The 12387-nt window shown below is 55.6% G+C and carries 13 protein-coding genes, 1 tRNA gene and 1 pseudogene; 1 reads left to right on the plus strand and 14 read right to left on the minus strand.

Annotated elements, in window-relative coordinates; translation table 11 throughout:
- Positions 1 to 3: 3 nt before the first annotated feature.
- The 14 genes and pseudogenes from GKE73_RS10985 to rsmI all read right to left on the minus strand — a co-directional run bounded on the left by GKE73_RS10985 (position 4) and on the right by rsmI (position 11529).
- Positions 4 to 483 (minus strand): hypothetical protein, encoded by a 480-nt coding sequence (locus tag GKE73_RS10985; RefSeq protein ID WP_230370052.1) that lies wholly within the window; start codon positions 481 to 483, stop codon positions 4 to 6.
- Positions 484 to 3402 (minus strand): DUF927 domain-containing protein, encoded by a 2919-nt coding sequence (locus GKE73_RS21695; protein WP_230370053.1) that lies wholly within the window; start codon positions 3400 to 3402, stop codon positions 484 to 486.
- 1 nt (position 3403) lies between these two features.
- Complete coding sequence (locus GKE73_RS10995; protein WP_230370054.1) at positions 3404 to 3760, minus strand: hypothetical protein; 357 nt, start codon at positions 3758 to 3760, stop codon at positions 3404 to 3406.
- 10 nt (positions 3761 to 3770) lie between these two features.
- Positions 3771 to 4013, minus strand: coding sequence for a hypothetical protein (locus tag GKE73_RS11000; protein ID WP_230370055.1), 243 nt, complete (start codon positions 4011 to 4013; stop codon positions 3771 to 3773).
- The gene (locus GKE73_RS11005) at positions 4006 to 4383 is read right to left on the minus strand and encodes a hypothetical protein (protein ID WP_230370056.1); all 378 of its coding nucleotides are present in this window, start codon (positions 4381 to 4383) and stop codon (positions 4006 to 4008) included. Before GKE73_RS11005 ends, GKE73_RS11000 begins: the two co-directional genes overlap by 8 nt.
- 660 nt (positions 4384 to 5043) lie before the next feature.
- Positions 5044 to 5475 (minus strand): helix-turn-helix transcriptional regulator, encoded by a 432-nt coding sequence (locus tag GKE73_RS11010; protein ID WP_230370057.1) that lies wholly within the window; start codon positions 5473 to 5475, stop codon positions 5044 to 5046.
- A gap of 54 nt (positions 5476 to 5529) precedes the next feature.
- Complete coding sequence (locus GKE73_RS11015; RefSeq protein ID WP_230370058.1) at positions 5530 to 6522, minus strand: hypothetical protein; 993 nt, start codon at positions 6520 to 6522, stop codon at positions 5530 to 5532.
- 125 nt (positions 6523 to 6647) lie between these two features.
- Positions 6648 to 7217 (minus strand): recombinase family protein, encoded by a 570-nt coding sequence (locus GKE73_RS11020; RefSeq protein WP_230370059.1) that lies wholly within the window; start codon positions 7215 to 7217, stop codon positions 6648 to 6650.
- A 327-nt stretch (positions 7218 to 7544) separates the two neighbouring features.
- Entirely contained in the window at positions 7545 to 8009 is a 465-nt protein-coding gene (locus tag GKE73_RS11025; RefSeq protein ID WP_230370060.1) for a hypothetical protein, read from the minus strand.
- Positions 8009 to 8488, minus strand: coding sequence for an ImmA/IrrE family metallo-endopeptidase (locus tag GKE73_RS11030; protein WP_230370061.1), 480 nt, complete (start codon positions 8486 to 8488; stop codon positions 8009 to 8011). The genes GKE73_RS11025 and GKE73_RS11030 overlap by 1 nt, the downstream gene beginning before the upstream one ends.
- A 252-nt stretch (positions 8489 to 8740) precedes the next feature.
- Positions 8741 to 9667, minus strand: coding sequence for a tyrosine-type recombinase/integrase (locus GKE73_RS24790; RefSeq protein WP_376767338.1), 927 nt, complete (start codon positions 9665 to 9667; stop codon positions 8741 to 8743).
- Positions 9601 to 9969: an Arm DNA-binding domain-containing protein gene (locus GKE73_RS23360; RefSeq protein WP_280954887.1), complete on the minus strand. Its 369-nt coding sequence runs from the start codon at positions 9967 to 9969 to the stop codon at positions 9601 to 9603. Before GKE73_RS23360 ends, GKE73_RS24790 begins: the two co-directional genes overlap by 67 nt.
- 526 nt (positions 9970 to 10495) lie before the next feature.
- Positions 10496 to 10580: transfer RNA gene (locus GKE73_RS11040), tRNA-Leu, on the minus strand.
- A gap of 53 nt (positions 10581 to 10633) precedes the next feature.
- A pseudogene (rsmI, locus tag GKE73_RS11045) lies at positions 10634 to 11529 on the minus strand (16S rRNA (cytidine(1402)-2'-O)-methyltransferase).
- On the opposite strand from rsmI, the gene GKE73_RS11050 reads away from it, so the two are divergent.
- On the plus strand, positions 11524 to 12375 hold the full coding sequence (locus GKE73_RS11050; RefSeq protein WP_280954888.1) for a penicillin-binding protein activator: 852 nt from the start codon (positions 11524 to 11526) through the stop codon (positions 12373 to 12375). The pseudogene rsmI and the gene GKE73_RS11050 overlap by 6 nt on opposite strands.
- Positions 12376 to 12387: the final 12 nt, after the last annotated feature.

Here is a 12387-nt window from a genome sequence, read left to right on the forward strand (position 1 = left end):
CGGCTACAACGCGGGCAATGACACGGCACCCGGTATCGGCACCACCGCTAACACCGCCTCGCCGTAGGTCCGTCGCGCCCAGCCTATGGCCCGGCTCTGGCTGGCCGTGGGCAACAGACACAACCACACCAGCCGACCGCCTTGTATCTCGATGCGGTGCAACCAACACCGGCCAACCCGCACCCCGGGCAATGGCGCAAAGCAACAACACCTCGCCGCCTCATCGTGGCTTGGCTCCCTAGCCAGTTCCTCACAGTGCCCACGCTGTAGCGACAGGCAGCCACGGCAACGCATCGGCACAGACGGCTCAGTCATCCCCCCGACAAGCTCTTGCACGTCGTCGCCGCAATAAGGCAGGGCAAGACTATCCGGCACACCCGCCTGTCCATCAGCACAAACCGCCACGGTATCGGCGTGGCGGCTCTCGGGACACACAGGGGACGGCTGGCTTTCGATACCCTCAAACCATTTGGCCGAGGTCACTCATGCGGCGGCCTCCGGTGTATGGCCATCATTTCCGGCATCAAACAGATTCGAGGTGACGCAATACACCTTGGCCCGCCCGCTCTTGCTGTACTTGGCCTCGGGGGTTGTCCGCACCTGTAGCATGTAGCCTGCCCCTTTGGTCGTTTCCAGTGCCCCTGCCGCCTGTATCAGCTTGCACACACGGCTCACGTCTAACCCGGCGCAGACTTCATTACGGAAACTTTCCGGCAGGACGTAATAACGAATCACACCCGATATCTTGTCTTTCAGGCGGTAGCCGCAGCGGGCAATCGTCTTGGGCGCATGGTCATCCGGGTCTGCAACCTCTCCATCGCTCTCGTGCAAAATGGACTCATTCGATAGCCGGGTGAAACGGGCCTCACCATGCTGTTCAAAGAAAAGCCGCACCTTGGACAGCATCTCCTCATCCTCACGGTTGCCAGCCGTGCCACGGATATTGAGCCAATCCGCAAAACACACCCTTGCCGCCGCCCATGCCGTGCCCGGTGGCCAACCTGTTACATGCCATAGGCTGGCCAGTTCCCCCGCTACCGCCACGAGCGCAAAACGTGACGCTGCCCGGTGTGTCTGCCCATGGGCATCGGGTGGCAACACCTCATCGCAGAACCGTGTCATTTGCTGCCGGATCACCATCCCCAGTTGGCTACGTTCCTGTACCAATCGCCCGATATAAGCCCGAGCGGGCGTTCCGTAGTACCGGGCAATACTGGTTTTCAGGTGGTCAGCCAGTGCCTTGCCACTCTCCATGCCGTGCAACGCATCAAACAGGCCCAGCGATTGCCCGGCGTCGGCCTGTACCGCCAACATGCGGATTTCCATCCCGGCTTTCATTTCCTTGCGGGCCTCGGCCATGTGTGCGGCCAACGTTTTTTCGCCCGAGGAGAGAAACAACAGCCGCCACTCGGCCACGTTGCCACGGCTGCCGCCTCGATCATTGGCACGGTTCTTACCTCGGCCATTACCAAGCATGTAAACCGTTTCACCGATGATGCGCGGGTCACATTGGTGGATTTCATCCAGTGGCAACAAGCAATCACTGTAGGCGGCGGCAATGGCTTCAATGGCGTTGTCGGTGGCTCGCCAAGTCTGTAGATAGCCCGGCGTACCGAATACCGAGGCGGCTACCTGTAGCAAGGTGGTTTTGCCCTGTGAGCTATCGCCATAGAAGTGGAATCCACCCGACTCGCCGCCGATCACATCCAGCAGCGGGCCAGCAAAGGCTACCGACACGGCAAACGCCAACCGGCTATTTCCCACGCAATACTGACCGACATGTTGCTGCCAGTCCTGTAAGGTGCCCGCGCTTTGCATCACCTCACGCTGCTTGTTGCTGGCCTGAAACACCAGCGATTCACGGCTATCCCCCACTTGGCTGTCAGGCAACAGGAACGCCCCATCATGCCACCCCAAGCGCGGCACGATCGTGGCTCGTTCCACACCATCAAAACGGCACAGATACTCTAGCAAGCGCTGCTTGGCCTTCGGCCCGGCCCCGATCAAAAGGCCACGGCTCATTAAGCCTTTGACCACCTCGGCCCCTTCACTGGTGGCCAATAGCTCTGCCGGGATATTCCACTCTTTCACGGCACCATCCGGGTCAGCAAACCGCACCAGCAGGCCCCAGTTGTCTCCGCTCTTGTCTCGCGTGCGGGCAATGATTTCCAGCTTGCGGCAGACCCACAACGGGGTATCCATCTCCTCAGTCTGAAACCAAACGCCGGTATCGGTCAGGCGGAAGGGACTGCCTAGTGGCTTGGCCCCTTTGGGGCGTTTGGGTGCCGTTGCTTGGGCTTTGCTGGTGGCTGCAACCGGCTCATCAGGTACAGCCACCGGCTCAGGGTTGGCCGAAGCCACCAGCCACTGCCCACTGGCCTGCAACAAGGCGATATGCGCCGCTGTCCAGCCACGAGCGAGGGCGTCGGCGGCATCATCCCCAGCGTCCCACTGCCCACCGTCCAGCAGAACCGGCTGGCCATCCGCTAGACCGACAGAAAACCCGGCAAAGCTGGCCATGTTGACCCGATCAACACGGGCGGCTCCGGCCTTGTCCAACGCCAACTGCACCGCCTCGGCAGCCGATTCCCCGGGCGCGTCGTTATCGCGCCAGATCAGACAATGCCGACCGGCCAGCGGGGCAAAATCGGCTTTGCTTACCGCCTCGGCCCCATTCATCCAGCAGACGGCCACATGGTCAGGCAACAGCGTGCCCGCTGCATCAGCGGCTTTTTCACCCTCGGCAATGACGACGGGGGCATCTGGGCGTGACGCCAACCGATCAAGGCCATACAAGGGCCGGGGTGCCGGTAAGCCTTTCCAGCGCCATTCGACCTTCTTCGTTGCCACATCCTGCCATACCGACAGCGGGTAATAATCCTTGCTACGGCCATTGGCCCCCGGTTCCAGCCGCGCGATAAACACCAGCGGCAACCCTGTGGCATCGTTGTAGCGCCATACCTGCACCAGCTTGCCCGGGTGTTTGGGCTTGCGTCGTGGCATACGCCCCAGCAGTTCGGCAGGTATTGGAAGGACGGGTACAGAATCGGGAGCCTTAGGGGCTGGCAGTGGGGCTGGCTCGGTGGTTGCGCTGGCCTCGCCAGCCATTACCCCAAACAATCGAGCCAGGTCTTTGCAGGCGTCGCCCTGCCCGTACCCCTTGAGGTACGCCACCAGTGACACCACGTCGCCCCCTCTGTCGCCCGAAGCGAAATCGGCCCACACCCCGCTGTTGGCGTTAATACTAAACGAGCCAAAGGCATCATCGTTGGCCCTGCACGGGTTGAGCATTTGCAACTCGTGGCCATGCTGTTGCCAGCGTACCCCAGCCCAATCCAGCACGCGCGTTAGCCCCGCGAGTGCGGCCTTGTTTACCTCGGGAAACGGCAATTTATTAGCCACGTCAATACTCCTCGCAGGAGGTGGAGGCCAAATCAAGCGCTAGTGCCGCGCCATCGACCAGATCACCCACCAAGGCCGCCAGCGGGCTGGTGTCATGGCGGTTGGCCGATGCCATCAGACACAGTGAATCCGCCATAAGCGGCAGCAACGGGGCCAGAAACCCGCATAGCGCCGCGCGTGCCATATTGGACTGCTGTTCAACGCTGTACCCTTGCAACCTCTGCACTGTTTCGACATACCCCAGCAGTTCAAGGGCGTAGTCTCTGCCATCGTGGAAAGCCGCCACCGCACCGGGTAGACCCGAATCAAAAGGCAAGCCGGGGGCCTGCCAGTTAAGGCATGTTTTGTTTTCAGTCATGATTTAACCCTTACGGTTTGGCTTGTGTGACGATCTCGGATGCCGCTTCACGGGCGCAGTCGATGGTGTTAGCCACGTCAAACGCGCGCGTCTCACCCAAGGTGCAAAGCTGGCGGGCTTGATGCGACATTTCATCACCATTGGATTCAAGCAACTTACGAATGGCCGTGAACAGCGAGCCAAATTGCTGCATGGCCTCAATACTGTTTTCAGCAGCGAAAATCAGTTCTCGGGTGGCGTTCAAGTTACTCATGGCAACCCCCTGTGATGCTTTCAGGAGATTTCGTGCGGATTTGCTCGTGTATCCATTGCTGGTTGGAAACCGCCGTACCGGAATCATTGGCCACGGCCAGAGCATCGCCCATCACGCGCAACATGCTGCCAAGCTTGGGCAATATCTCAGCCTCGTCACCGATGCCGCGAGGGTAGTTGCTGACCAGTTGACCAAGCCCTTGCAGTGCGGCGGCAACGTCGTCTTGCATCACTTGAACGGTGCTCTCCAGCACGCTCAGATCATGCTCGGAAACGGTTGGCGCGGAGCAGGGGACACCCGGCTGGCGGCGTGGTTCGGCATGCAGCGCGGCGTAGCTTTCCATCAGCGTAGCGATCAGGTTGGCGTCCATCACCGCACCTCCGCAATCTGAAAGCCCACAGCGGCGGACTGAATACGGACGGCGCGGCCCGTGCGAGCCGGTGTAGGCAGGCGATGATGTGTGCCTCGGCCATCGTGGCGGAGATACCAATAGTGCGAATAATGGGGGAATGGTGGCGCGACAGGGCGCGGGCGATGCTAGGCATGATAAGCCTCCTATGTCTGGATTCAACCAGCCTTCCCGAGACCAATCGGGGGTGGGCCAGCATGTGATCAGATTGGTCTACCGGGACATAGGAACCGGCGCGTGCAAGCACGCTCCAATCACCGCTGGCCCATAGAAGAGGGCATGCCAATGGTGAGTAACGGACGTAAAAAATGCCGCGTGGCGGCTGTCCGCCTATGTCGATCGGGAGACCAATCCCGGCCCCGCTATTGAACGGGACAGGTGCATTCTGTTCAAGATTGGCCGATGCGTCAACACCAGCCATAGCTGTCAGGTCGTTAGACCAACCATCGCCGGGATTGCGGCCATGATCTTTGTCATCCAATGCCCGCAAGGCCGAGGTCATCAAGAAAGGCCGGGCCTTCTTGCACGATTCTTTTTGCACTTGGTCAAATACTATTGGGCACTTTATAAACATGCGGCCAAGCGCTTCGTGAGCCTCAGACAAGCGTTCGTCACGGGACGTCATGCTGCATCACCTCCCGCGCGATCTGCCAGCCACTTTTTGACCAAATTGGAAGGCCGGGCCACGGCACGCGCCCCCAGCTTGACCGGATTAGGAAATTGCCCAGCCTTAGCCAGACTGTAGACGGTTGACTTGCTCAGACCAGTGACAGTTAGAACCTCGGGCAAACGCATCATGTAAAGATCAGCGCTTGCGTCTTTAGCACTTGGGATTGCTGGTGTTTCGGCCTTCTCAGCCAGAAATTTATCGACATCTTCGCGCCGGTAGAGGCACTGTCGGCCAACGCGAATAGGTCGCGGGCCTTTGCCCGACACGGCCCACTGATTCAGGGTAAATACGGACACGCCCAACTCGGTGGCCAGCTCGGCACGGGTCAGGGGGGATATTGAGATTCTTGCATACGTTATCCATTCAAGGGCAAAGCCGTCCAAGGCGGTACGGCAATACGTATGCTACGAACTTAACTTAAGTGAGGAGATGCTAGCTTAAGATTTACTTTGATTCATTTTATTGATTTGACTTACCCGTGCTTCACTTATTCCAAATTCTATGGTTATAGTTTTTTTAGCCGTACCTGCTTTGATTGCATTCATCACCGCATCCTTGTCAACACCTCGACTTCTTGGCTTTTTCGCTGAATCTGATTTCTTTTTTATTAACTCGTTGGCACGTCCGTTATCTTGTATCTGTATGCCAAGCTCATCAAAAAGTGTGCTTACATATTTTTCTGGCAGCTTACGGTTTATTTTTGATCGTTCATGCGCTTCTAGAAAACGCATCTTAGTAATAGCAACTTTGGCATCAGACAGTAAGAGAAATGCAAAATCTCTGCATTCTTGCTCTGAATCATCGCCTATGCCCGGCAATGCAAGAGTTGTTGGTGGAATAGATGCACGGCATAGCCAATACAAGCCTAGGCCAGAGTATTTCATCGCCATCACCGCATAAATCAATGATTCTGGCAACATTCTCACCAATTTAGCAATTTTTTGAGGATAGTGATTAGATATCGACTTATGTACTAACTCAATCAAACTTGGTGGTCTGCCTACATCAACAGGGCAAGAATCATCCCCTATTCTAGAAAAAAACGATGCAAACATTCGCTCGTCTTCCAAGTCATTATCAATTAGTTCATGGCAGACGAGACTATCAAGCTGTTGTGCCCTCAAAACTACACCAGCCAACTCTATAGATATTATTTTTATTGCTTCTAATTGCTGAAGATATATTCTTTCTATTTTTTGTAGTTGCTGAAGATTTATGACTTCTAGTTCTTTTGATTGCTGATAGAACATTTGCCACCTCTTATATCCTGCATGGTATGCACCACCAAGCTCACGAAGAGCAATTGCAACTGGTGAGCCGTAATCCATGCAACTAAGCATCCGGCTATCAGCAATTTGAGACTCTAATTGTTCAATATCCCATTCGAGCGGAGATTGTTGCCACTTGGGCAGAGGAAAGGGGTAATCCATCTATCACGCCTTCACGCGATGCCCTCAGATATGGAAAAACCACGCCAACAGGCGAAGGGGTCCTGTTTTCGGCCCGTCGGCCTAGGCGTGGTTTGTAAGGGGAATAGTACCGATATGGATTCAGTCTAGCCAGACTTCGCTATTCGGTGGACCGTCGCACGGTCAATGCCATACTGCCGCGCCAACTCGGCCCGGCACTCACCAGCAGCATAGCGGGTGCGTAGCTCGGCCTTTTGCTCATCGGTTAGTTTGGACTTGCGGCCCTGATAGGCACCCTCTGCACGGGCGCGACGGATACCCTCTTGCTGGCGTTCTCGCCGCAAACCATGCTCAAACTCGGCAAAGGCGGCAAACATGGTCAGTGCCAGCTTGCCCGCCGGGGTGCTGGTGTCGAATTGCTGCTTTAGGATAACAAGACGTACACCCTTGTCAGACAGGGCTTGAATGTTGGCCAGCACGTCCAGAGCATCACGGCCCAGCCGGTCCAGTGCGAATACGGCCAAGGTGTCGCCCTCGCGCAAATATTCCAGCATGGCGGCAAATCCGGGGCGGCTTTCGCCTTTTGTTGTGCCGCTGGTGGCTTCATCGACAAATTCACGTTCAATGTCGAATCCGGCCGCACGAATAGCGGCCCGCTGGTTTTCAATGTGCTGGTCTTCGGTCGATACGCGAAGGTAGGCAATTGCTTTGGTCATGGCATCAAACCGTTGCATTAGGGTATATGTTGAATTTTGCAACGCATAACCCATTTATGCAACATATTTTGCAACGGTTTTTGCTGGGGTGTTGCACCGTTGCACAGGGATTACCCTATTGCAACACAAGTGTTGAGTCGATTGGAAAGTTTGTGCTCAAAGAAGGCGAACATAGGTATGTGTACCAATGCTGCGACATTTAAAGATTAGACATGTAAAGCCCCGATCCAGATAGGGCTACTCATCATAATAATGAACGTTGGTTTGGGGGAGATGAAACGCGGCGTAAGTGGAGTGACTGAGTGGGGTATGTGTCTTGGTCGATAACTAATCGTTAGATTTTGAGAATACGGTTTTGACTACGGTTAGAGCCTCTTTACAAACATCTGTCCAGAGGACGCCACTACCCCCATCGTCCTTTTTTCCATTTTCCAGTTTTCCATCAGATCGGAATACTTGTTTCATTAGGTTCCAGACGATCATAGTCGGCGGAATGATGAGTGCTGATCCTAGCAATAAAATGTGCCAGTCGAATTTTTTATCAGGGTGCAACCATATCCAGCAGATTACCGATGACACAAATGTCATAAACCCGATAACCATGATGCCAGCAGCGGCCAATGCCGCCATGAAAAGCCATTCTCGATGATCATGGCGCTGTTGGTATAAGCGGCTCTGAGCGTTAAACGCTTTATCTGATTCAGTAGATGATTGAGTATAACCAGGTGCACGAAGTGGGCCTGTGACATGATCAGGCGTATCACCTGACAGGTCAGGGTTATCTCTATCCATCAGCGCTCGATAATGCCCAAATTAGCTGCCCGATATTGCATTGCGGCACGGGAAACGCCAAACATTTCGGTCAACGCGGGCAGTGTAGTTGCGTGACCATTTTGAATGACGTAATGAACAGCATCTGTAGGCATCAATATAGAAGCCGCAAAATGGTTGGCATCACGTTCTAACCTAGATGCACTCATAGAGTAATGAGATCGATCGTCTCGGAAAAACTTCTGACCATCTTCTCTAAGGTGACCAAGGGCATAGTGCCCCAATTCGTGGGCTATCGTGAAGCGTTGGCGAACGGGGGCATCCCATTCATTGACGCGCATGATAGGACGTCCATCCTCTAGATGAATTTCCCCGCTAGTCTCCCCCATGAACTCATAGCGGACTTCAACCCCCATTGCGGAGGCAATCGCTTCGACGTTCACAGGTAAGTATCCGTCCCAATATTTCCCTAAGACGGCAGAAGCACGTGTAGCTACCATGTGTCCACCCTCCTTGAAGTAAAATTGAAATTTCAGAAACCGCGCGATTCTACAGAGCAAAACTGCCACTATCAAGGCAAACGAAAAGCACGGCTCGTGATGAGCAGTGCTTTTAGTCAACCTGAATATAGAGAATGGGGGCTTTGATTGTCAATCGAAAATGATGGTTTGGAATGTGCGTGCTTCACGCGTCAATCTGGCTTGAGTCCATGGTGGCTCCTGTTCCTGTGATCCGATTGAGCTATGTCTTTACTAGCTATGGATTGAGCTACCCTGTTCGCGTTTGAAGTTAACTTGTCGCACATTAGCCCCCTTCTGACTATCCAGAAAATCCGCCCACCACTGCATCATCTTCCGGCGTTCATCCAAGTATTCGGCGCGATGATAGGCCGCCCGCACCTTGTTGCGCTCGGCATGGGCAAGCTGGCGCTCGATCACGTCGGGGTCGAATCCCTCCTCATTAAGGGTTGTAGATGCTAAAGCACGGAAACCGTGTGGCGTGGCAATGCCCTTGTAACCCATGCGGCCCATGGCATAGCTCAGGGTGTTTTCGCTCATTGGCTTGGCGTGGTCTGTCATAGCTGGAAATAGCAAAGCACCACGCCCTGTTAGCGACTGTAGACTGGACAGCAGGGTCAACGCTTGACGCGATAGTGGCACGATATGTGGCGCTCTCATCTTCATACGCTCGGCAGGAATGCGCCATTCGGCGCGATCAAGGTCGATTTCCTCCCACCTTGCAGCCCTTAATTCACCAGGCCGAACAAAAGTCAGCATCAGCAAATGCATGGCAATACGGGTTGGCTCATATAGATTGGCCACAGCCAAGCGCCTGTAAAACTCCGGTAGCTCTGCTCGTGGTAGGGCTGGCATGTGTTCAACCTTGGACGTCGTCAGCGTGCCAGAAAGGGATTGTGCAGGGTTGGTATCCAGTCGCCCTGTCTGTACTGCATAACGCAATACTGCACCGATACGTTGCAGTACGCGACTAGCTGTCTCGATTGCCCCACGACTTTCGATTTTACGTATTGTGGTGAGTATCTGCGGAGCCGTTATATCACTAACTGCGATCTTACCCAGATCAGGGAAGGCGTCATTCTGTAATGACTCGATCACGCGACGGGCATGATCTGGTGTCCAGCGAGCAAGTTGTGTTTCGTACCATTCCAAAGCCAGCAATTCAAAGGCATTGGCATTAGCGGCCTGTGCGGCTGCTTTGGCCTCTTTTTTGCCACGCCGGGGTTTATGCCATTTGTCAGTAAGTGGCGGGCCTTTGTGGCTTTTTCTCTTGCCTCAGCTAATGACACTTCCGGGTACTTCCCTAGTGCCAGTTTTGCCGCTTTGCCATTGAAGCGGTAGCGGAATAGCCACCGCTTGCCACCGGCTGGTGTGACTTCCATATACAGGGCGTCACCGTCTGGCATGTGATATGGCTTTTCTTGTGGCTTCGCTTGCCTGATTACCGGGTCGGTAAGGGGCATGATGTGTACCTCTACTGTGTACCTTTTACCAAAGCAGGCTGGCACCGTCAGGCTGGTGCAAGGGCACCCGCCGCGCCCGCCTTTGGCGGTACTGACTCTATCTTGCAGGGTGTTGGTTCCGGTCGATTGCGGATTTATATCGCGTCACCATAGTGACAACCCAAAATGTCACTACACGAAATCATTAAAAAACCGTTTAAAAACAATGCCGTCACTATGTCACTACCGTCACTACGCATTTTTAGACGGGTTGGAAAAAGCATAGACAGCCGTAGGCCGGTATAGACAGGTGCCACCCGGCGTGGAGGCATATACACACATTTTCTAACCAGTGTATGAATTGAAAAAGGTGCTAGGGACAGGTGTGTACCTTTTTTCGGACCATTTTAAAAAGGTACACAAAATGGTACACAAAAAGGCTGGATGTTGCCGCACTTAGTTGGACGCTACCGGACAACAAAAAACCCGCAAAGCCTTGTGCTGTGCGGGTTTCATGGATGTTCTTGGACTACTTTGGACTTGCTGGTGGTGCCCGGGGACGGACTCGAACCGTCACACCTTGCGGCGGGGGATTTTGAATCCCCTGCGTCTACCAATTTCGCCACCCGGGCCAGCAGAGGATCGCAGTCTACCCAAAGTTTTTAGGCTTGTAAATAGCCCAACACTAGCTGTTTTTCATTTCCAGTGCGACGTCATACAGGATCTTGCGATTGGCACCGGTGAGCTGGGCAGCGAGCGTGGCGGCCTGTTTGGTAGGTAGTTCGCTCGCCGGGATTTTCAGTGTGCGCAGGGTTTCGTCGGGCAGGGCATCGTCCTGGTTGTCGGCTGGCGGCGCGGCATCAATGATCAGTACGATTTCGCCACGCTGCTGGTTGCTGTCGTCTTTCACCCATTCCAGCATGTCGCTAAGCCGGGAGGCGCTGGAAGGTTTCGAAGGTCTTGGTGAGTTCACGGGCCAGTACCAGCGGGCGTTCCGGGCCGAGTACGTCCACGATATCCTGCAGGCTGTCGAGCAGGCGGTGTGGGGCTTCATAGCAGATGGTGAGATGGTTGGCCGAAAGCCATTGGCGCAGGGTTTTTTGCCGTTCGCCGGATTTGGGCGGCAGAAAACCGTGGAACAGGAAGGCGGGTGTGGTCAGCCCACTGGCGGACAAGGCGGTGATCACCGCCGAGACGCCGGGAATCGGGCGGGCAGGCAGGCTTCCGGCGTACCGCGTCGACCAGCCGTGCGCCGGGGTCGGAAACGGCCGGGGTGCCGGCATCGGAAACCTGTACGACGATCTGCCCTTCTTCCAGCCAGCGGATGACTTGTTCTGCCATACTGCGTTCATTATGCTCGCGCAGGCTGACCAGTCTGTTGGCATGAATGCCGTAGGCCGATAGCAGTTGTCCGGTGACGCGTGTATCTTCGGCGCAGACGACATCCGCTACGCTGAAGGCCGCCAAGGCGCGGGCCGTGATGTCCGCCAGATTTCCAATGGGCGTGGCCACCACATATAATGTGCCGCGACTAAAACTTTCTCGCGCAGATTCAAGCGACTGGGCAAACGAAGTATGCAAAGACTGGCTCCGCTGTTGGTTGGCGTCATGATGACATGGGTAACGGCTGCGCTGGCGCAGACACCGGACTATATCATCCAACTCAATGATGCGCCGCTCAAGACCTTGAGCGAATTACAGGCTCACCCTCCGGCTCCTGCGCCGAACAAGGCTCATTCTCTTCCGAAAACCACGGCAGGCCATGCGCCCCGTACGGCCAAGGCACGGATTGGCTTGTTGTTGCCGACCGAGTCACGCTTACTGGGCGAAGCCGCCACGGTGGTGCGTAGCGGTTTTGAAGCGGCCGCGGCGACGGACCAGTCGGCGGAGGTCATGATTGTGGATGCGTCCGAACACAATGTTGCCAGCCGCTATCGTCAGGCGGTGGCCGCTGGCGTAACGGTGATGGTGGGGCCGCTGTCGCGTAGCTCCATCGCCGCCGTGGCACCGCAGGTGACGGTGCCGACCTTGGCGCTGAACTCGCTGGACAAGGACATTACCCCCAACGCCAAGTTGTATTCGCTGTCGCTGACGGTAGAGGGTGAGGCCAGACAGATGGCGCGTGTGATGCATGCAGATGGCCGTCGCGCTCCTCTGGTGATACTGGATGACGATGCGTTGTCTCGGCGCCTGCAGCAGGCTTTTGCCGAGGAGTGGCGTGCGCTGACCGGCATGGTTCCGGCGAGCATTGTGGACACGGATCGTAACCCGTTGGAAGTGCTTACCGCGGCGGCGGCTTACCGATGGCGTCTTCCGGCGCTGGAGCCTTTGCGGGCGGCACAGCTTAAGCCTCAACTGGCGACAGATCAGGCGGTGTATGCCACTTCGCAGGTCAATACCCGCGAACCGGATCAGCGGCTGGCTTAAGCATTCGTTTCA

The organism is Paludibacterium denitrificans (assembly GCF_009707705.1).
In the GTDB taxonomy this organism is placed as follows: Bacteria; Pseudomonadota; Gammaproteobacteria; order Burkholderiales; family Chromobacteriaceae; genus Paludibacterium_A; species Paludibacterium_A denitrificans.